The organism is Pseudomonas sp. Z2-11, from assembly GCF_054161305.1.
In genome coordinates, this window is record NZ_CP096395.1 from 101,226 (window position 1) to 122,654 (window position 21,429).

At 57.7% G+C, this 21,429-nt stretch carries 17 protein-coding genes; 13 read left to right on the top strand and 4 right to left on the bottom strand.

What is annotated here, in order from left to right:
* Positions 1-117: 117 nt before the first annotated feature.
* From M1E16_RS00445 to M1E16_RS00460, 4 genes are read right to left on the bottom strand one after another with little or no spacing between them, the layout of a single operon-like run.
* Entirely contained in the window at positions 118-2,304 is a 2,187-nt protein-coding gene (locus M1E16_RS00445) for a lipase family protein (RefSeq protein WP_458128931.1), read from the bottom strand.
* Positions 2,305-2,316: 12 nt separating this feature from the next.
* Entirely contained in the window at positions 2,317-3,090 is a 774-nt protein-coding gene (locus M1E16_RS00450; protein WP_458128932.1) for a hypothetical protein, read from the bottom strand.
* Positions 3,087-3,938, bottom strand: a complete 852-nt coding sequence (locus tag M1E16_RS00455; RefSeq protein ID WP_458128933.1) for a DUF4123 domain-containing protein — start codon at positions 3,936-3,938, stop codon at positions 3,087-3,089. The genes M1E16_RS00450 and M1E16_RS00455 overlap by 4 nt, the downstream gene beginning before the upstream one ends.
* Complete coding sequence (locus M1E16_RS00460) at positions 3,935-5,998, bottom strand: type VI secretion system Vgr family protein (RefSeq protein ID WP_458130375.1); 2,064 nt, start codon at positions 5,996-5,998, stop codon at positions 3,935-3,937. The genes M1E16_RS00455 and M1E16_RS00460 overlap by 4 nt, the downstream gene beginning before the upstream one ends.
* Before the next feature lie 418 nt (positions 5,999-6,416).
* Between M1E16_RS00460 and tssA the strand changes: the two genes are divergently transcribed.
* Genes tssA through icmH form a run of 13 tightly spaced genes read left to right on the top strand, consistent with a single transcriptional unit; the run spans position 6,417 to position 21,417 of the window.
* Positions 6,417-7,973: a type VI secretion system protein TssA gene (gene tssA / locus M1E16_RS00465; RefSeq protein WP_458130376.1), complete on the top strand. Its 1,557-nt coding sequence runs from the start codon at positions 6,417-6,419 to the stop codon at positions 7,971-7,973.
* Positions 7,974-8,006: 33 nt separating this feature from the next.
* The gene (tssB, locus tag M1E16_RS00470) at positions 8,007-8,510 is read left to right on the top strand and encodes a type VI secretion system contractile sheath small subunit (RefSeq protein WP_434696275.1); all 504 of its coding nucleotides are present in this window, start codon (positions 8,007-8,009) and stop codon (positions 8,508-8,510) included.
* A 27-nt stretch (positions 8,511-8,537) separates the two neighbouring features.
* Positions 8,538-10,007, top strand: coding sequence for a type VI secretion system contractile sheath large subunit (tssC, locus tag M1E16_RS00475; RefSeq protein WP_434626747.1), 1,470 nt, complete (start codon positions 8,538-8,540; stop codon positions 10,005-10,007).
* Positions 10,008-10,021: 14 nt separating this feature from the next.
* Positions 10,022-10,435 (top strand): type VI secretion system baseplate subunit TssE, encoded by a 414-nt coding sequence (gene tssE / locus M1E16_RS00480; protein WP_434626745.1) that lies wholly within the window; start codon positions 10,022-10,024, stop codon positions 10,433-10,435.
* Positions 10,436-10,437: 2 nt separating this feature from the next.
* The gene (tssF, locus tag M1E16_RS00485; RefSeq protein WP_458128934.1) at positions 10,438-12,225 is read left to right on the top strand and encodes a type VI secretion system baseplate subunit TssF; all 1,788 of its coding nucleotides are present in this window, start codon (positions 10,438-10,440) and stop codon (positions 12,223-12,225) included.
* Positions 12,189-13,208 (top strand): type VI secretion system baseplate subunit TssG, encoded by a 1,020-nt coding sequence (gene tssG / locus M1E16_RS00490; RefSeq protein ID WP_434626741.1) that lies wholly within the window; start codon positions 12,189-12,191, stop codon positions 13,206-13,208. Before tssF ends, tssG begins: the two co-directional genes overlap by 37 nt.
* Positions 13,205-15,787 (top strand): type VI secretion system ATPase TssH, encoded by a 2,583-nt coding sequence (gene tssH, locus M1E16_RS00495; RefSeq protein WP_458128935.1) that lies wholly within the window; start codon positions 13,205-13,207, stop codon positions 15,785-15,787. The genes tssG and tssH overlap by 4 nt, the downstream gene beginning before the upstream one ends.
* Before the next feature lie 8 nt (positions 15,788-15,795).
* Positions 15,796-17,313 carry a sigma-54 interaction domain-containing protein gene (locus M1E16_RS00500; RefSeq protein ID WP_458130377.1) on the top strand — a complete coding sequence of 506 codons (1,518 nt, stop codon included), beginning with the start codon at positions 15,796-15,798 and terminating at the stop codon, positions 17,311-17,313.
* 50 nt (positions 17,314-17,363) lie between these two features.
* Positions 17,364-17,504 (top strand): type VI secretion protein, encoded by a 141-nt coding sequence (locus tag M1E16_RS00505; protein ID WP_458128936.1) that lies wholly within the window; start codon positions 17,364-17,366, stop codon positions 17,502-17,504.
* A gap of 17 nt (positions 17,505-17,521) precedes the next feature.
* Entirely contained in the window at positions 17,522-18,709 is a 1,188-nt protein-coding gene (gene tagH / locus M1E16_RS00510; protein WP_458130378.1) for a type VI secretion system-associated FHA domain protein TagH, read from the top strand.
* Positions 18,710-18,714: 5 nt separating this feature from the next.
* A complete protein-coding gene (gene tssJ, locus M1E16_RS00515; protein ID WP_434626735.1) occupies positions 18,715-19,230 on the top strand; it encodes a type VI secretion system lipoprotein TssJ in 516 nt (171 codons plus the stop codon).
* Positions 19,217-20,548, top strand: coding sequence for a type VI secretion system baseplate subunit TssK (gene tssK, locus M1E16_RS00520; protein ID WP_458128937.1), 1,332 nt, complete (start codon positions 19,217-19,219; stop codon positions 20,546-20,548). The genes tssJ and tssK overlap by 14 nt, the downstream gene beginning before the upstream one ends.
* Positions 20,549-20,553: 5 nt before the next feature.
* Complete coding sequence (gene icmH, locus M1E16_RS00525) at positions 20,554-21,417, top strand: type IVB secretion system protein IcmH/DotU (protein ID WP_458128938.1); 864 nt, start codon at positions 20,554-20,556, stop codon at positions 21,415-21,417.
* Positions 21,418-21,429 lie beyond the last annotated feature (12 nt).

The window sequence follows — 21,429 nt, forward strand, 5'->3', positions numbered from 1 at the left end:
TCGCTGACCAAGGCTACGCCAAGGCGTCTGATCAGCTTCGATTTCATGAGGCAATCGGCGGGTCGTATGTTAACCACGGCAGGCGCTTCCTGTCGCTTTCGCCAAGGACTTTTTTTGTCAAATGATCGCATCGATATCCAGCGTATAAGGCTTACCGATGACGTACCCATGAGCACCATGGACCAGCTCGATATCGGTCCCGGCCGCAGGCGCCATGGCCAGTTGTTCAGCCACGCGATTTTCCGGATGGGCCTGCCAGCGGGTCAGGTGTTGCGCCAGTTGCTCAGGGTGTTCGGACAGGCTGCCGTAAACGTCTTGGTCGCTGACCAACGTGGTGTGCAGCCCTCTGAGGCGAGCCCGTGTGGCGTGCACCTTGTCGACCTCACGGGCGAGGGCATCGATGATCGGTTGGTGGGTGCGCTCGTAGCCATCTGGACGCCCGATCAACTGTCTGTTTTCGTTACGCAACTGCCGAGTGATCTGTTCCAGCGCATTTTCGATGCATTCGTATTCACGCTGTGTCACCAGAGGGCTCTTCGACTCCAGAGCTTCCTGCCAGCGGCGCAGGGTTGCCCAGCACGCAGGAAGATAGCTGGAGGTCATGAGGTGGTTACCGGCCTGAAAGAGCTGGGCGGTGAACTTTGCCCGGTCCGGCAAGCCACGTCTCCGCTCCAAGGCCAGCTCGCAAGCGGCATGTTGCGTGAGGGTGTCGCAGCCTGGCGTCCAGAGGATCGACGACCGCTCCTGACGACCGAACTCCACGGGCAGGAAATGGCGCAAGGTGCCGTGGTGTTCATAGGACTCGCCCGTCCAGTTGTAGATGCCGGCCACGAACACTGAAAAGCCGGTCGGTACGTTGGCGAACATCAGCGCGAAACCCGTGCCATAGACACTCGCGTTGGTGTCCATCCAACTGCCCGGTACGCTGGGTATCGGGTCGTTGTGGTTGACCATGCGGTAATGCACCAGGGGGGCGGCACTTTCGACGAAGGCCGCGTCGGCGGCGCGAGGGGCACCGTAGGTGTAGAGTTGGATGTCGTAGCTGAATCCTTCCCTCAGACGTAGCATTTCTGCAAGCAGCAATGCCACGGCGCCGCCCAGGCTGTGGCCACAGATCAGCAGTTTCTGACCGGCATAAAACCTTTCCAGGTAATCAATTACGAAGGCAGCAGCTTTTTTGGCTGCTCCGTAAAACCCCTGGTGCACCTTACCGTCACCTTCCTCAAAGGGAACCTGGAGCGCGTCGGCGTCACGCAGGCCATCGGCAAGCATCTGCGCTGTGCCGCGCACTGCAATCAGGATTACTCCGTCGTTGTGAGTGATGAAGGCTTGGGTATCGGTGCTTTGTCCTTTGAGTTTTGTGTCGTCAAAGAAATGGACGACGGCCGGATGCTCCTGCTCTGCGCCCAGTTCCGGATTGTTCATAGGGTAAAGAGCAGGGTCGAACGGGACGATTTCCAGTCGCTTGGAGTAGGGCACATCCTCATACAAGGGGTAATGGTGTTTTACCTGTCCCGGGTCAACCTTCCAAAGCTCCTCGGACTTGGCCAAGGCATCGCCGAACCAGTTGCCCACGCTCGGTTGCTCGGGAAAACTCACCGATAAGTGTATTGGAGCCTCGCCGGGCTTCTGGCCGAAGGGGCAGTAACTCAAGGTCGCCATGAGCGCCAACTGGTACAGGTTGAGCGCGCAGAATTGCGGAGTGATGGACAGCATGGGCCGCAAGGCCCGCAGCGGGCGCACTTCCAACACGGTATGCAGTTGAGGCATCAACGCTACGCCAGTCTCGCCAAACTTTCCCATGAGCCGTGCCGGCCCCTGATTGGTTGGGTAATGTCGGTACACCCGCGGCGGCAGATGGGCGACATGCTCGACCAGGTCGCGCACCTCCACTTGGAGGAACTGACCGGCGCAGGCTTGGGCGGGGTTCTCTCGGGTGCTGGTGGCGTTGTCGTTAAGGTAGCGGGTTCGTTCGGCGCGGACTTGGAGTTCGGTGATTTTGAGCGGGTAATGCGGCCTTGTTTGTAGGAACGAATACGCCTTTTCGAGCCCTTCATAGTCCTGGTCAAAAGACAGAGCAATCGGGCCGGCAAAATGGCTGCTTACCTTGCCCATCCCCGCCGCATCGAGATTGCCTCGGTACGTTTGCCCTTCCGAATCGATGACGCGGTAAGCTAGCCAAGCATAAGGCTCGCCGGAGCCAAACTCGTCAACCAGCTGGAAGCTGGTCCACCGGCCTCCGGCAGGACACGCGAGAATACGACTGCCCAGACGGGACTGAAAGTCCGTTTTCGATAACGTCATGCATTGAATTCCTTATTCGGTACAGCCTGGGTAGAGGGTGCATTGCTGCCCATCCGGCATTTGAAAACCGCTGAAGTCCTTGTAATTGCCGTAACAGAAGGCGTAGTGGTCTTCGAAGTTATCGCCCATGCAGCGTTTCCAACCGTTTGGCACTTTTACCCACGTATCGCCGATGGCGGGTCTTTCCTCATCTGCCAACTTGATTTTCATCCTCACCGTTTTCCCCGGCAGTTGATCAAGCGTGAACGCCGAAAAAGGCCGACCAATTCCAACGTCGCCCTTTGGGTTGGTTTTTTTGCAGTCGAGGATTTTTACGATGCGTCGTTTGGCCCCGGAGGTGCGGAATAGCCACTGACATTGGCCGTGGAAGGTGCTCTCACCCGCCTTGCTGAAGGTGCCCTTGTATTCCCCCTCCAATTCATCGCGGATGACCACGTTGGCAGTATCTCGACTGGCATCGAGCCAATGCGGACCATAGGCGGATCGGATTTGGAGCTTGATACGGCTGACCACCAACGGACAGCCACTGACGGTTCGGTAGAGGGGGACTTCAGCGTTCGGCAGATAGTCCTTAGGCCATTGCAGGTTGTATCCGAGTTCAGTGTCTCTTCCTCCCGGCACGGTGCAGGTCTGGCCTTTGTTCGGGGCATACACCGCGATAGCCTGATAGCCGAAACCCGGCGGCAAGTCCGCCGTAAAAGTAAATGTGTCTGGTTGTTTGTCGGCACATCCCGCAGTGATTGCCATGCAGCAGCCCAGGCATGTGCCCCGTAAGACCCGTGTCATGGCGATGCTTCTCCTTGCCAGAAGTCCACCATCAATCGCACCCGTTCAAAATGCTCCTCAGGGCTCTCGCCTTCGCGTGCTTGCCACTGCGTCGGCGTCCGTGTTGGCGTTTGCATGCGCTGGGCCAGGAAAAAAGCCAGTTGTTCGGGCGCCAACCAGTTCCATGCTTCGGCCTGGTCGAGGGTGGCACGCAGCCAGGCGTCCGGGTCCCCGTGTTCGGCGAGCTTCGCGTAGGAGTCCAGGTGCTCGGCCAATAGAAAGCGTCGGGCATTGATCCGGCGCGTTGCTCGTGCTTGCTGTTCGGGTATGGGCACTTGCAACCAAAGCGGTACCTCCGGCACCGGATGGACCCCGGGGGAGGGATTGTCGATGTGTTCCCAGCGCTCACCTTGCCAATAGCACACGCTATTGGCCGGACCGAGATAGGCGGCATGCGCTTCGACTGGCAGATACGCAAGCGCCCGGGCCAATACCCGGTTGTCGTGGAAGCGATACACCGCTTGATGAGGACGCTCCCCGACAATCAATCGCTCGCGCCAGTGCTCGACCAACTGGGGCAGGTGGCCCTTGGGGAGGCTGGCGAGCCAACCCCAATGACTGTCCGGTCGACTGAGCAACTCCTGGAGATTTTTATCGTTAGGGTTATCGAAGGTGAAGACAAACGGCCCGACCTCGCTGAGATCGGCAATCAGGGTTTTGCTGTAGACGCTCAGGTATTGATCGGGTCGACTGTTTTTGATCAGTGCCTGGAGCATCGGTTGTTCGCCGTCCGCATCCAGGATCACACACAGGGCATGGCTGAGGCGGAGGTGTTCAAGCAGCCACTGCCGAGGTTGGGTATCGTTCATGCGGCTATGGGCTCCATCGGGCATGCGCCCTCGCGGCAGGCTTCGCAAAGGGGGCAGAAATCCGCTCCGGCGACCTTGCTGGTTGTCATCAGGGCGCGTTGGGTGGGCGCAAGCGTGGGCGGCAGGCTGAGCAGCGTAGCCAACGGGTCGATCGACCCTGGATCGAATGCTGCGGCACGTGCACCGGGAAGCGGGGCGCCACCCAATTGGATTGCGCTACTGCTGAAAATTCCGCCATGGCCGATCACGATATGCTCGCCTCCGGCACTCAGGCTGAGCGTCGCTCCCCCTTCCAGGACCAGATGAGCACCGGCTTTTATATGCACCTGCTGGCCGGCCTCGACGACCAGCGCCTGGTCCGCGTGGGTATGGCGATTGGCAACGTGCAGGTAGTCGTTGGCTTTTACCTGGACCGTGCGATCGGCGGCGATGGTCCGGTGTTCACCGGCGTGCAGCACCGTGGTGCTGTTGCCCTTGATGTTTTCTCGACGTTCATTGCCGATCTCCAGTCGGCTGTCATGCTCGATCTTCTGCTCCATGTCGCGCTGGGCTCGGAGGTAAATCAGCTCCTGCCCCGCGCGGTCTTCCAGCTGTAGCTCATTGAAACCTCGGCCACCCGGTGAGCTGCGGGAACGAAACACCGTTCGGGTCTTTTGTGCGGGCAACTGATAGGGCGCGGCGTTGCTGCTGTTGACCAGGCAACCGCTGATCAGAGGTTTGTCTGGATCGCCTTCCAGGAAGGTCACCAGTACTTCCATGCCTACCCTGGGGATGGTGACGGCGCCGAAGCCGTTCCCGGCCCAATTGGACGCCACCCGCAGCCAGCAGCTGCTGTTTTCACTGGTATCGCCGGCGCGATCCCAGAAGAATCTGACCTTGACCCGGCCGTACGCGTCGCAATGGATTTCTTCGCCTTGCGGACCGGTAACGATAGCCGTCTGGCTTCCGGACATTCGCGGTTTTTCATGAGCCCGTGGTGAGCGAAAAATCGAATCCCACGGCGTGGCGACAAAGCTGTTCCGGTAGCCTTCGTTCTCAGGGCGTCCGACATCGTCGTCCAGGCCTTCCTCCAGCACTTGCGACTGGCTGCCTTGATGATGCAACTCGGTCAACAGCCACAAGTCGTTCAACTCCGGGCGCGGGTGCTCACTTAACATCAGGAAATGGCCGGACACCAATTCTGGCTGATCACTTGTACCCTCGGCCCTGCGATAGTCGGCGCGATGGCTTTCAAAGGCCCGCCGGGTCAATCGCTTCCCATGCTCCTGTTGGATGAAACCCCCGGGGTAGTCATAAGCCTCCAGGTCCGGTCGAATTTTGTTGATCGCTGGCTGGTAGTCCTGTTCGAGGGTGAACGTTGACTTCTCAAAATCATAATCACGACGAGTAACCCTGCTGGCCCGGGTTTCCAGCCGCACATCGAAACGTTGTACAACCGGCTCCTCGCCCAGCAGGCCGTTGCCTTGTTTATAAGCCGTGGGACGATCAAGCCTCTGGAACACGGTCTGGTCATCGCCAAACACCAAGTGGTGGCCCGACTTACTATGCTGGAAATGGTAGTGCAGGCCTTCTTCCTGGCACAGGCGAGCGATAAAAGCCAAGTCCGATTCGTGGTACTGGACACAGTAGTCACGCGGTGGATAGCTCGTACCCAGTCGGAAGCTATAGGCGTCAGCCAGTATTCCATATTCATTGAGAATGGAAGAAATGATTTCGGAAACAGTGATTTGCTGAAAGATGCGTTGATTGGTGCGGTACTGCAAATAAGCCAGCCTGGGAGTCAGCTGCACGTGGTAATGAGCCAGGCGTTTTGCGGAGTCGCGTTGAGTTACCTGGTGGATCTGTCCATGGACGCCACAACCCTTTGCATTAAACCCAAGAAACGCCTGTCTGTGTAAGAGTTTCTCGAGGTCCAGATTTTTTCGTTCGCTGACCAGTTCTATATTGAACAGATAAGGGGTACTGATTGCTTCGCGACCTTCGAATTTCAGTACCTGAAGATCACGCCCGAAGTCCTCGATATCAAGGTGAAACGTTGGAAACGCGTGATGAGTGGGCATGCTCCGTTCCTTCGCAATGGGCTGGCTTCCCTTCATTGAAGCAAGCCAGAGGACTACCGCACTCCATTACGATGAAAAAAGACGGGTATGTAAGAATTTTCTAAATTAAGCGTAGGTAGAAATCATTCGTCTCAATTCTGCTTCGAATGGGTATGTTAAAAGTTAGAAAAAAATAGTAGGGCTCTCGGGGTTGTAGTTTGAGTGCTAAAGATTTCTTTGATTAATACCGTATTTAGAGAAGTTTCCTACATTTTTATTTTTAGAACCTTGGCATGCTTCGCGTCGAACGGATAGCGGTGCATGAGTCAAATCCGCTTGCATAAGTTATCGCTGATGAAAAAATTCTGGCGGTTACGTCAAAACTAGTGTTGATGGCTTGCCGCTGATTAATAAAGCTGAGCAAATTTTGAAGGCATACATGTCTTACTCTGAAAAACTCTCTGCCCATTATCTGGTCCTTGCCAGTTCTCCCGTTTCCAGCGAAAACTTCGCGGGGGTAGATGTGCGTTTTTCAGATGAATATGAAGTTTTGGAACGCGAGCTCGGCAAAGCCCAGTCGATGCATGAGAACGGCCAGATCGACTGGCTGAAGATCCTTGAAAAAAGTGAAGCCCTGCTGCGTACCCAGTCAAAAGATTTGCGAGTGGCCGCCTGGCTGACCTGGGCGTTGTACCAGCGTGAGTCGTTCCAAGGGTTGCTAGCCGGCCTCGGGCTTTTGCGACACCTGTGCAAGAACCATTGGCTTGAGCTCCACCCGGTCAAGACCCGAACCCGTGCCGCCAGTTTTCATTGGTTGGTGCCTCGCCTGGAGCAGGCGTTAAGTGAAGATGTCGCGATAGGCAAGCAACTGCCGTTGTTCCGTCATCTGGCAGAACAACTTGAAGACCTTGATGCCGTCTTCACCACTCATCTCGGCAATGACGCGCCTTTGGTATTGCCGCTGTGCCGACGTCTCAAGGGCATGATCCAGCGTGTGACCAGTGGCCAGCCGCAGCCTGGATCTGTCGGGACGATGGTGGCTCAAGTAAAGCAAGCCGCTACCCAACTGCTCGCTTCCGGTGCTCCGATCGAAAACGAAAGGGATGCCCACAAGGTGTTGCGGGCTCAGCAGGAGAGCGCTCGTACGTTATGCGCCTGGTGGCTCAAGCAAAAAGTGACGGATGCGCGCGCGCTGCGCCTCAACCGCACCTTGCTCTGGTTGGGCATCGACGCGGTGCCGGAGCGCAATGCCGAACAGGTTACCCAGCTACGCAGGCTTCCGGTGGATAAGCTCAAGGCTTATCAGGACAGACGCGAGCGGGGCGAGTACGCGGACCTGCTGGTAGAGATCGAGACCAGCCTGACAAAGGCGCCGTTCTGGTTCGACGGTCAGCGGCTCGCATGGGAGTGTCTTCAAGGGTTGAATGCCGAATCGGCCATGCGCGAGGTAGAGGTCCATTTCGCACTATTCATCCATCGCCTTCCGGGCGTCGTCGAGCTGCGCTGGCACGACGGCGAGCCGTTCGCCGACCCGGCCACCCGGGCCTGGATCGCTGCGCAGGTCATGCCTCGCCTGGAACGCCCCAACACTGCGCCACGAGTCGAGACCATCGATAACCAGGCGCCTTGGGAGCTGGCCCTGGAAGAAGCCGGATCAATCCTGATCGTGGACGGCCTCAAGCCTGCCGTTCAGTTTCTCAGGCAAGGGATGCAAACCGCTGAGGGTGCGCGGGCGCTTTTCCTTTGGCGGTTCTCATTGGCTCGCTTGTGCTTCTCGGCCAAGAAATACGAGCTTGCCAAGGTCCAGCTAGAAGCGCTGAACCAGGCGTTGCAAGACGCGGGCTTGAATGCCTGGGAGCCCGATCTCGAGCTACAGGTCCTGCATCTGCTGCATCACTGCTGTGAGTTATTGCCCCAGAACCACCTCGTTCGCGAGCGCAAGGATGAAACCTACCGCAGGTTGTGTCATCTCGACCTGGAACGGGTCATCGAATAGGCCTGCAGGCCTCTAATCGCAAGGAGAAAAGTCATGGCCAAAGAAGGCTCTGTAGCCCCCAAGGAACGCATCAACGTCACCTTCAAGCCTGCTATCGGAGGGGGCCAGGAAGAGATCGAACTGCCCCTCAAACTGTTGGCAATCGGTGACTACATCCATCGCAAGGACGAACGCAAGATCGAGGACCGAAAACCGATCAGCATCGACAGGATGACCTTCGACGAAGTATTGGCCAAGCAAGAGCTGAGCCTGCTCCTGAGCGTACCGAACCGCCTCCAGCAAGAGACCGATACCGACGAGCTCGCCGTACAACTGCGCTTGCGTTCGATGAAGGATTTCAACCCGGCGAACCTGGTCGACCAAGTGCCTGAACTCAAGAAGTTGATGGAGCTGCGAGATGCACTGGTGGCACTCAAAGGGCCGTTGGGCAACGCACCGGCGTTTCGCAAGGCCATAGAAGGCGTGCTTGCCGACGATACATCCCGCAGTCGCGTGCTGGATGAACTGGGCCTGGCTGCCTCAGCCCCGGACGTTTGATTCTCTCTCAGCCAAGGAAGTCGCCATATGAATAATCACGCAGCGCAGCACCGAGATAGCGGCGAGTACAGCATTCTCGAAAGCATCATCGCTCAAACGCGCCTGACGCCTGAAGATGACGCCTATGACATTGCCAAGCGAGGCGTGTCGGCATTCATCGAAGAGCTTCTCAAGCCGCAGAACAGCGGCGAGCCAGTCAAGAAAGCCATGGTTGACCGCATGATCGCCGAGATCGACTCCAAGCTCAGCCGCCAGGTGGACGAGATCCTCCATCACGCCGACTTCCAGGCATTGGAGTCGGCGTGGCGTGGCCTGCAGCTATTGGTTGATCGCACGGATTTTCGCGAGAACATCAAGATTGAGATGCTCAATATTTCCAAAGACGATTTGCTGGATGATTTCGAAGACTCGCCGGAAGTCATGCAGTCGGGTTTGTACAAACACATCTACACCGCCGAATACGGTCAGTTCGGCGGCCAGCCGGTCGGGGCGATTATCGCGAACTATTTCCTGTCTCCCGGATCCCCCGATGTGAAGCTGATGCAGTACGTAGCCAGCGTGGCGTGCATGTCCCATGCGCCCTTCATCGCTGCGGCCGGTCCAGGATTTTTTGGTCTGGAAAGCTTCACTGGCCTGCCAGACCTCAAGGATCTCAAAGGGCATTTTGAAGGTCCGCAATTCGCCAAATGGCAAAGTTTTCGTCAATCGGAAGACGCACGTTATATAGGCCTTACCGTGCCGCGGTTCCTTTTGCGTACACCCTATGATCCGCAGGAAAACCCGGTCAAATCGTTCGTCTACAAGGAAACCGTTGCCAATGACCATGAGCATTATTTGTGGGGCAACACGGCGTACGCATTCGGCACTCGGCTCACCGATAGCTTTGCCAGGTTTCGCTGGTGCCCGAACATCGTCGGCCCCCAGAGCGGCGGCGCGGTTGAAGATCTGCCATTGCACCACTTTGAAAGCATGGGCGAGATCGAAACCAAGATCCCGACCGAAGTGCTGGTCTCCGACCGTCGCGAATACGAGCTGGCCGAAGAAGGCTTCATCTCACTGACCATGCGTAAAGGTAGTGATAACGCTGCGTTCTTCTCCGCCAGTTCCGTGCAGAAACCGAAATTCTTTGGCATCAGTGCCGAAGGCAAGGCGAGCGAGTTGAACTACAAACTCGGTACGCAACTGCCTTACATGATGATCGTTAACCGTCTGGCTCATTACTTGAAGGTACTGCAGCGTGAGCAGCTCGGCTCGTGGAAAGAACGCACCGACCTTGAGCTGGAGCTGAACAAGTGGATCCGCCAATACGTCGCCGACCAGGAGAACCCGAGCTCCGAAGTCCGTGGCCGGCGGCCGTTGCGTGCGGCCCAGGTCATCGTTACAGACGTGGAGGGTGAGCCGGGCTGGTATCGCGTCAGCCTGAATGTCCGCCCACACTTCAAGTACATGGGCGCCGATTTCACCCTGTCGCTGGTCGGCAAGCTGGACAAAGAGTAAACGGAGCTCGCGCCATGACTGGATACGGCAGCCTTTTCGAACGCTTGAATGGCGATACCGAAGCACGCTCGGGATTGAGTCGCGATGCCTGCGCCGGAGCGTCCGTGGCTGCCCATTTGGCAAAAATGCTTTGCACCCGAGCGGGCAGCGCACAAACCGCAGCCGATTACGGATTGCCCGACCTCAACGATATGCGGCTGAGTTTGCACGACGCCCGTGGTCAGGCCTGTCGTGCGATCCAGGCCTCTATCGAGGCTTACGAGCCGCGCCTGAGGAATGTCTGTGTCGTTTCAGCGCCCAATGACGCCGACCAGCTCCGCCTGTCTTTTCGCATTGACGCCTTTCTGGAAGTGGAAGGCTTCAGGGGAGCGGTGAATTTCTCCGCATGCCTGGACGGCAATGGCCAGATCAAGGTCATTCAAGGATAGATATGTCATTCAATCAGTACTACCAGAGCGAGTTGAGCGCGCTTCGCCAGTTGGGCCAGCGTTTTGCCGAGCGCAATCCTGCGCTGGCACCGTTTCTCGGCCAGGCTGGGCGCGACCCTGACGTTGAACGGTTGCTGGAGGGCGTCGCGTTCCTGACAGGGCGTTTGCGGCAGAAGCTCGATGACGAACTGCCGGAGTTGAGCCATTCGTTGATGCAACTCCTTTGGCCCAACTACATGAGGCCGCTACCGTCCTTCGGTATCTTGCAGTTTGATCCGCTACAGCGGGCTGGCCCCGCATTGCAGGTCGAGCGTGATACGCCGGTGGAGAGCAAGCCGATCAAGGAGGTGATCTGTCGTTTTCGAACCTGTTACCCGACCGAGGTATTGTCGCTGGATCTGACTGGGCTCGGTTACTCGGTAAAGGGAAACGGCTCGTTATTGAGCCTGCGTTTGCAGATGACTTGCGATGGCCACCTGGGAGAGTTGCAGCTAAACCGTCTGCGCCTGCATCTGACCGGCGAGCGTTATATCAGCCAGATGCTCTACCTCAATCTGATGCGCAACCTGGAACATGTCGAGCTGATCCCGTTGGGCGGTGATGGCGGTCCCGTAACCGCTGCGAATGGTGATCCCCTGACGTTCAGGATCTCCGCCAGCCAAGTCCGGCCGGTGGGGTTCGCCGACGAGCACGCGCTGGTCCCTTATCCGTTGAACACCTTTCGCGGCTATCGCTACCTGCAAGAATATTTCGCGTTCCAGGAAAAATTCCTGTTCATCGACGTCAATGGCCTCGATGTACTCAACACGTTGCCGCAAGACATCCTGAAACAGATGCGAGGGCTGGACCTGCGTTTCGACATCGGCAAGAGCGGTAATCAGCGGTTACGTCCGACGCTGGATAACGTGAAGCTTTATTGCACGCCCATCGTCAATCTGTTCAAACATGACGCGCAGCCGATTCGCCTGGATGGGAAGCAGGATGAATACCTGCTCTTGCCGGCCCGATACGACCCTGAACACTGCGGCGTGTTTTCCGTCGAGAGCGTTACTGGCTGGAACCCCGGTGGGCTGGGTTACCAGGCCTACGTGCCTTTCGAATCGTTCGAACACGATTCCAGTTTCGACGTACCTGGCAATCGCGGTTATTACAGCGTTCGCCAACGGCCTTCGTTGCTTCACGGTGGCTTTGACACTTGCCTGGGATTCGGCATCCGGCCCAACCCGACCCACGAGACGCTGTCGATCGAGTTGATGTGCACCAATCGGAACCTGCCGCGCCAGCTCAATCCGGGTGATATCAATCAACCGGGCGACAAGAGCCCGGCGTCGCTTGGTTTTCGCAACATCGGTCCGGTTACGCCGAGTTACGCGCCTCCGTTGGATCGTGACTTCCTCTGGAAGCTCATCAGCAACATGTCGCTCAACTACCTGTCGCTCGTGGACGTCAATGCGCTGAAAGTAATACTCGAGACCTACGACTTTCCGCGTTACCACGACGAACAGACCGAAAAGGTCAGCAAGCTTCTGCTGAGCGGCCTGAAGGCGATTGAACACCACCATGTTGATCGACTGCATCATGGCTTGCCCGTTCGCGGCTTATGTACAGAGCTGACGATCGATCCTCAGGGCTATATCGGCGAAGGTGATTTGTACGTCTTCGCGTCCGTCCTCAACGAGTTTTTCGCGCTCTACGCCAGCCTTAACTCGTATCACCAGTTGCGGGTAAACAGTACGCAGGGAGAGGTGTACCAATGGACACCCCGTATGGGCCAGCAGCCGCTTCTATGAGCGCGCTGACGAGAGGTATACGCGAGTATTCGTTGTTCCAGGCGATCTTACTGGTGATCGAGCGGCTGCGCGGCGCCCATCCCGGGCTGGATGACGAAGCACTGTATGACCAGTTGGAGTTCCAGGCCAACCCGAGCCTGGGGTTTCCGGCCAGTGATATCGAGCGCGTGGAATTTTTCCAGGAGCATGGGCAGGTGCGGGCTCGCCTGAGTATCAACCTGATCGGCCTGGTGGGAACAGGATCACCGGTACCGGCGTTTTATGGCGAGCAGGCGTTGGGAGACGGCGATGGCAATCCGACTCGCCAGTTCCTCGACGTGTTCCACCATCGCCTCCAGCGGTTGATGCTGCCGATATGGCGCAAATATCGTTACTACCAGAGTTTCCAGACTGGCGCTAGGGACCCGTTTTCGGAGCAACTGTTCGCGCTGATCGGTCTGGGAGGCGAAGAAATTCGCAAGGCTACTCAACTGAACTGGAAACGCCTGCTGCCCTACCTGGGCCTGTTGAGTCTCCGAGCCCATTCGGCGGCCTTGATCGAAGCGGTGCTGCGTTATTACTTCAAGCACGCCGAGCTAAGCCTGGAACAGTGCGTAGAGCGCCGGGTCGAGATTCTCGCCGAGCAGCGCAATCGACTTGGAGGCGCCAATAGCCTGTTGAGCGAAGACCTTGTGCTGGGCGAAAGGGTTCGTGATCGCAGCGGCAAGTTCCGGATCCATATTCGCGAACTGGACTGGCAACGTCTGCACGAATTTCTGCCAATCGGCGTTGGCTACCAGCCTCTTTGCACACTGGTGCGCTTCACTCTGCGTGATCCCCTCGAATATGACATTCGCCTGGTCTTGCGCCAGCAGGAAATACATGAGCTGCGTATTGGAGAGCAGAACACTTGCCGCCTGGGATGGACCAGTTGGCTGGGGCTTGAACACGCCGACGGCGTGGTGTCTCTCGGCAGCAGCATTCATCAGGAACGAGTGAAATGATCAATGTGGATCTTCAGCAACTTATCCAAACGCTGGACGCAGATACCCGGGGCGATCTGGAGCGCTCGGCGCAGCGATGTGCGGATCGTGGCGCAGACAAGATCCTGGTGGATGATCTGTTGCTGAGCCTGCTGGAACGTAGTCAGAGCTTGCTTGTGCGTGCCTTGCTGGATGCCGGGATAAGTCCAGGCCAGTTGAGCGCGGTTCTTCAACCTCGGGCTGAACACGGCGCTTCACGCAATCCGGTATTTGCCCTTGAGCTGGTGCAATGGCTGCAGGATGCGTTGTTGGTGGCGAATCTCGAGCTAGGTCAAGGCAGTGTCACGGAGGCCGCGTTGATCCTGGCGTTGTTACGCAACCCCATTCGTCATGCCGGCACTCGGTACCAGCCGTTGCTCGCCCGGTTGAGCATCGAGCGGCTGATGGATTTCGCCCTGTCCCGACAGTCCCAGACGAACGACAGTCAACCCGCCATGCCGGGCGATTCGTTACTGGAGCGCTTCACTCATAACCTGACCCGGCAGGCTCGTGACGGCAAGCTTGATCCGGTGCTATGCCGGGACGGCGAAATCCGGCAGATGATCGATATCCTTTCGCGTCGCCGCAAGAACAATCCGATCGTTGTCGGTGAAGCCGGGGTCGGCAAGACTGCCATCGTCGAGGGGCTGGCGTTGCGCATCGCCGCAGGGGAAGTGCCGTCAGGGCTTGAAGGGGTACAAATCCTTTCGCTGGACATGGGGCTGCTGCAGGCCGGAGCCAGCATCAAAGGGGAATTCGAACGTCGCCTCAAAGGGGTGATCGACGGCGTAAAGTCTTCATCCACTCCCATTATTCTGTTCATTGACGAGGCCCATGCATTGGTCGGCGCAGGTGGAAGCGCCGGCGGTTCAGACGCGGCCAACCTGCTCAAGCCGGCGCTGGCCCGAGGTGAATTGCGCACAATTGCGGCCACGACATGGGCCGAGTACAAGAAATACTTCGAAAACGACGCGGCCCTCGCACGTCGTTTCCAGCCGGTGCAACTACACGAGCCGACTGTCAGTGATGCGGTGACAATCCTGCGTGGGTTGGCCCGGGTCTATGAGCAGAGTCATGGCATCTATCTGCGTGATGATGCGGTGGTCGCCGCGGCGCGGTTGTCAGCTCGCTATCTGGCCGGTCGTCAATTGCCGGACAAGGCCGTCGATGTGCTGGATACCGCCTGTGCTCGGGTGCGTATCAGCCTGGCTGCAGCGCCGCGAAGCCTTGAGCGCCTGCGTGGAGAACTGGCCGAAGGCGAGCGACAACGCCAGGCCTTGTGTCGTGATGCACAGGCCGGGTTGCCGATCGATCACGAGGCATTGGCGACGCTTGAGGTGAACCTGGAAGCTATTGAAGAAAAGCGCCAGGTTCTGGAGTCTCGTTGGGTCGAGCAACGAGTGCTTGCCGAACGCCTGTTAACACTACGCCAGCAATTGGTCGGGGCGCGGAAGGATGGGTCGCAGGTCATGGAAGTCGAGACGCTGGAAGCGGCGTTAGACGAAACCCACCATGCGCTGCTAATCGCCCAGGCCGATGAGCGCCTGGTCAGCTTTGAAGTGTGTCCACGCCTGGTAGCTGAAGTAATCAACGCATGGACTGGCGTGCCGTTGTCGCAGCTGGCATGCGAGCACAGCAGCAGGATCACCCGTTTCGCGGATGACTTGCGCGCGCGCATCAAGGGGCAGGAACCAGCCGTGCAGGCCCTTGATCGCGCGATGCGGGCGGCCGCTGCTGGCTTGAACAAGATCGATGCTCCTGCGGGTGTGTTTTTGCTGGTGGGCCCGAGCGGTGTCGGCAAGACCGAAACGGCGTTGGCCCTGGCGGATTTGCTATACGGCGGAGACCGTTTTATCACGACGCTTAACATGGGCGAGTTCCAGGAGAAACATACCGTTTCCCGACTGATCGGCGCGCCACCGGGTTATGTCGGGTTCGGCGAGGGCGGCATGCTCACCGAAGCCGTCAGGCATAAGCCCTATTCTGTTGTGTTGCTCGACGAGGTTGAGAAAGCTGATCCGGATGTGCTGAATCTGTTCTATCAGATTTTCGACAAGGGCCTGGCCAATGACGGCGAAGGACGGGAGATCGATTTTCGCAACACGCTGATTCTGATGACGTCGAACCTGGGCAGTGAATGCATCAGTCAATTGTGCCAAAACAACACGCGGCCAAGCGCTGAACATCTCGAAGAAGCTATCCGTCCATTGCTCAGTCAGCATTTCAAACCTGCATTGCTGGCGCGGATGTGTGTGGTGCCGTACTTCCCGGTAAGTGGTGCGGTGTTGCGTGAGCTCGTGGAGATAAAAATGGCTCGCTTGGGCGAGCGGCTGAAACGTCGTCAGTTGGGATTCACTTATTGCGCGCAGCTTGTGGACCAGTTGGTCGAACGTTGTGACCGCAGCGACAGCGGCGCGCGGCTTATCGATCACTTGCTCGATCTTCATCTGATGCCGCGATTGGCCGACCGCTTGCTCATGGCGATGGCGAACAATGAACAGCTGCGGCATGTCCACGCCACGCTTGATGATCAAGCCAGCGTAGTGTGCGAGTTCATTTGATGAGCGCAATGTTCACGCAGGTACCGCAGCCGCTGGCTTATGCAGAAGCCCTTTTGGCCGAGTTTTCAACCCTGTCGCGATCTGGCGACGACGTGTCACTGCTTGGGGATTTCATCAGGGGCATCGCACGGCTCAGTACGTGTGAGGTGGCGCAACTATACCTTCTGGATACCACGCACGCCCGGTTGGAAATGTACGCTGAATATCTCGAAGAGCAGCTGCAATTTCCTGATCGGGCAAGCGTGTCCTGCGACTATAACGATGAACAACTGTTGCAGTACGTCCTGCGCCAGAATCGTGTGGTATGCCTGGGTGCGTTGAGTGACAGCTTGCACGATACGGCGTTCCTGCCGGTTCGTGCCGCGCCTTGGCAATCACTGCTCTGCGTGCCGCTTGTCGACATGCGAGGCGCCACCGCCGGACTGTTGCTCTGCGCCAGCGTCAAGCATCTCGACTTGAAGGGGTTCGCTGAGTCCTTCGGGCATCTGGGGATGTTTGCGCTCAGGCAGATGCACCTGCTGCAGTGCAGGCAACTTCCTGCCGACGGCCTCCGGCAAGTTGCCATTACCCTGCCAAGTGCCAACCGCTATGGTTTGATCGGCAAGAGCGACGCGATGCGTCAGACCTGCCTGTTGGTCAGCAAGGTAATCAACAGCCCATACACCGTGCTGTTGTGTGGCGAGACCGGGACGGGCAAGGAAGTGGTTGCCCAGGCCCTTCATGATCATGGTCCGCGTCGCACGGAGGCATTCATTGTTCAGAACTGTGCCGCGGTTCCCGAGCATTTGCTGGAAAGTGAGTTGTTCGGTTATCGCAAGGGGGCTTTCACGGGTGCCGATCGGGATCGCCCCGGGCTGTTCGATGCGGCTGACAGAGGCACATTGTTGCTCGATGAAATCGGTGACATGCCGTTGTCTCTCCAGTCCAAGCTGCTACGGGTATTGCAGGAAGGCGAGATTCGTCCGCTGGGGTCCAACCATACCCACAAGATCGATGTGCGCATCATTGCCGCTACCCACCGGGACCTGAAGCAATTGATGAACGAGGGCAAGTTTCGCGAAGACTTGTATTACCGCCTCGCACAGTTTCCGATCCAGTTGCCCGCGCTACGTCAGCGCGGCCCCGACATCATTGAACTGGCGCGACACTTCACTGACAAGGCCTGCGCACTCCTGCAACGAGACGTTCCGCGCTGGTCCGACGCAGCGCTGGTTCACCTGGCGGCCTATGATTTTCCAGGCAACGTACGCGAGCTCAAAGGCATCGTGGAAAGAGCCGTGCTGCTGTGCGATGGCCCCGAACTGCTGGAAGAGCATTTTTCCCTGCACATCAAGGATCTGTCCGAAGAGGGCCGCGTTAGCCTGCGTGAACGGATGGAGCAAATCGAGCGCAGTCTGGTAATTGATTGCCTGCGCAAGAATCTCGGTAACCAGACGCTGACTGCCTGTGAGCTCGGCTTGCCCCGTCGGACACTGATCTATCGGATGCACCGGCTGAAAATCAGCCGTCGGGATGTTGAAGTATGAATCCCACTCCCTCATTGGCTCCCATCTATTCAAGTCTCCGGAGGCTCTGGATGCCTGTTCGTGCCTGTCATACCGTTCTGCTTGTTTTCATCGTGTTGTTCGGCCTTGGCGCCTGCAGCGGCAATTATAAATTCGACGATAAAGATTATCGCCCATTAGGTGATCCGCAAGCGGTCAGTCGTGGCCAGTGAACCAAGGAGCGTTGTCGATGGAACTCGTTTTAGAAATGCTCACTGCCAGGCAGTTCATCACCCCGGAACTCTGCCGGAAGATTTTCGGGCCGGCCGGCGGTGTGATTGGGCGGGGGGATGATTGCGACTGGACCATTCCGGACTGCGAGCGCCTCCTGTCCAAGCGTCACGCACGAGTGAGTTTCGAGGAGGGCAGGTTTTTTCTGACCGATACCAGCGGCAACGGCATATCCCATCGTAAAAGCGGCATGCGATTACCCAAGGGGCAGCCAGTGCACATCGAGGATGGGGATGTGTATGTGATGGGCGACTGCACTGTCCAGGCGCGGCTGGTAGAGGGGGCGGCGAGCCGCGTTGCAGACCGCTGCCGTTCAGTACCGGTCGACGGCTTCATACCGGACGACGCGTTCTTCAATCTTGATCCGCTGAAAACCCTCGATCAACAGGAACGGGCATATTGTGGGATTGATGAGCTGATCAACCCCGGTGCGGCGGCCACGTTCGGGTCCAGTTGCCCGGACCATGGGCGTGTGGATACGGAGAGCCTTCTGCTTCCTGAACTGGTCGAAGCACCGCGCGAACCCGAGCTACACCTGTCGTCAGAACCCGCTGCGCTGGTAAGCCAGGATTTCTGGAGACGCTTCGGCGTTGCGCTGGGCATGGATCTCGACAATTTGGACAACGAAGGCCGGGAGGCCCTGGCGATTGATGTTGCTCGGTTGTTCCAGCAAAGCATTCGAGGGCTGCAACAGAGCGTGCGAACCCGTAGGGAGTTGAAAAGCGAATTGCGCCTGGCGCCAACGCAGATTCAACGCGACCAGAAAAATCCATTGAAGTACACCGATGACGCCCTGCAGATGTTGTTGCAACCGAGATCGCCAGGAATGTTGTCGGCGACCGATGCCATCGCTAGCGCATTCAGCGATCTTCAGGCTCATCAAGTGGCGGTGCTCGCCGCCAGTCGCGCCACCTTGCGCGCAACGCTGGAGCATTTTTCACCTCGGCAATTGATCCTTCGACTGGAACGAGAGCAACGACTGCTGATCAGCACACATGGTCGCTACTGGCGAGCATATGGTCGTTATCACCAGGCGCTTTGCCTGGACGACGACTGGACCGAGCGACTGCTGGCCCGGGATTTCGCCAAGGCTTATGAGGAGCAGGTTCGCCTGATCTCCACCCTGCAAAACGACTCTCATGGATGACGTACATGTCTCGCAGCACCGTGCCTTTATTCAAGCCTTTGATGTTGGCGTTCGTAACCTCGACGCTCATGACCGGCTGCGCCTCGCTGTCACCGTTTTCGACGATGACCAAGCTCAACCTCACCCTGATCGCCGGCAATCAGCTCAACCCGGATCTCAACGGACGGCCATCTCCCGTGGTGGTGCGCTTGCTTGAGCTCAAGCATCCAGTGGCTTTTGAGAACGCGGACTTCTTCAGCCTCTACGAGCGTGCCAGGGAAACTCTTTCACCTGACCTGATCGCCAGCGAAGAGCTGGAGTTGCGTCCCGGCGAAACCGTCAGGCTCCGGCTCGACATTGCAGGGGGCGGTCGTTATGTCGGGATACTCGCGGCATACCGTGATCTGCCGCAAGCAAAGTGGCGCTACACGCTGCCGATCATTGCGGGGCGAGTGACTGACGCGAGCCTGACGCTTGATCAGGATGGGATCGCCACTCGTCTTGGAAAGCCGGCAGGGTGGGTGATCGATGAATCACGATAAAGTCATCTGGCAGGAAGGCATGCTGCTGCGGCCGCAACATCTGCAGCACAACGACCGCTATTTCGATCACCAGTTGAAGGTCCGCACGCGGCTATTGAGCGGCTACACCTGGGGCTTCCTGGCGCTGGAAATCGATGCGCAGTTCCTCAACATGGGACGACTGGTCGTCAACAGAGCCTCCGGTGTCCTGCCGGACGGTAGCTTGTTCGAGTTGGACGGCAGCGCTGAACCGCTCGTCCTGGAAGTCCCGTCCAATATCTGCAATACGCCGATCTACCTCGCGCTGCCACTGGTAACGGGCAATCACATCGAGTCTCGTCGTCCAGAGCAGTCGGACGTGCTGGCGCGCTACATCACCTATGACGCACAAGTGTCTGATTCAAACGCTGCGGATTCCTCCAGCAGCCAGATCAGCTGTGGCCGCCTGGATTTTCGTCTTCTGCTGGGTGAGCAGCAGGGCGATCAGGTTTTTGTGAAACTGAAACTCTGTGAAGTGCTTGATACCACGCCCGACGGTGCGATCACGCTCGATTCGGATTTCGTGCCTACGTTTATCCAAGTCAAGTCGTCCGCTTACCTATTGTCGTGTCTCAAGGAAGTGATCGGCATGCTGGGCCACCGGGGCGAAAGCCTCGCCGAGCGAATTCGCTCCTACGGAAAGTCGGGCGGGGCACAAGTCGGCGATTTCATGATGTTGCAATTGATCAACCGCACCGAGTTGTTGCTGCGGCATCAACTGGAACTGGAGCTGGCTCAACCCGAAACGCTATACCGGATGCTGTTGGCCCTGCTGGGAGAGTTGGCGACATTTTCCACTGACAGCAAGCGACCGCCCCTCGACAATCGGTATCAGCACAGCAACCAGGGCGAGTGCTTCCGAAGCCTGATGCAGTCAGTCCGTCAGGTACTGTCGATGGTACTTGAGCAGCACGCCATCGAACTGCAATTGCAGGCTCGCCAGTACGGCATCCTTGTTTCTCAAGTGAACGATCTTTCGCTGTTGGACTCGGCTTCATTCGTATTGGCCGCGAGCGCCGACTGTGACGGTGAAGAGCTGCGTCGTCGCTTGCCGTCGCATCTGAAGATCGGTTCGGTCGAGCAGATTCGCCAACTGGTCAATCTGCATCTGCCGGGCATCAGGATCAGGCCGTTACCCGTAGTGCCGCGGCAGATTGCGTTCCATGCCAACAAAGCCTATTTCATCCTCGAACCCAGTGCTGAAGATTTAGCTCAAGTGAAGCGCTCAACTGGCTTTGCCTTCCATGTGTCTGGAGAGTTTTCCGAGCTTGAACTGAATTTTTGGGCGATCAGGAACTGACCGAAATGGATATGGAAAGTCCTCAGGACGAAACAACCGTTCTGCTCGATGCTGAGGGAAAGCGTCCGGCCTCAGGTCCTTTGACCGATGCCGTGACGCCGCCGCGTGTAGAACATCTGCACGAGCGGATGATCTATGCCGCTCGTCAACCGCATTCGCAAATGTTCGTTGCCAGCCTCAATCCGTTGGTGACGGCAGCGTCCGGGCTGTTATCCCGGGTGGTGCTGCTCAGGCAGGGCCGCGATCGCGGAGATCTGAACATGCTCAAACAGGAGCTGGCCCTCGACTTGAAAGACTTCGAAGCCCATGCATTGAGGTTGAACGTAGTGGAAAGCCAGCTGATCGCCGCCCGCTATGTGTTATGCACGGTTCTCGATGAAGCGGTGGTGGCTGCGCCTGGGGGGCAGGGAAGCAACTGGTCACAAATCAGCCTGCTGAGCAGTTTTCACAACGAGACTTTCGGCGGCGAAAAAGTTTTCCAATTGCTTGATCGCTTATCGAAAGACCCCGTCAAGCATTTGCATATGCTTGAGCTCTCATACCTGTGCCTGTCCCTGGGCTTTGAAGGCAAATATGGAATGCATGCCCGTGGCGGATTTGAGCTCGAAGGCGTGCGCGATGCTCTCTACCGGTCGATCCGGCACGTTCGCGGCGACCCCCCTCGGCACTTTTCCCATGTTGGGGACGGTTTTGTTACTCCTCGCCGCGCCCCGATGCGCATTGTCCCCGCCTGGATGGTGATGGTCTTCGCCCTGGTCAGTCTGGGAGCGATGTATTCGGGCTTCGCCTGGGTCCTGCAGGAGCAACGCCAAAGCGCATTGCAGCCCTATCAATTGCCAGAGCCGGTTATCGCTCAGCCGCTGCCGTAGAACAGGGACGTA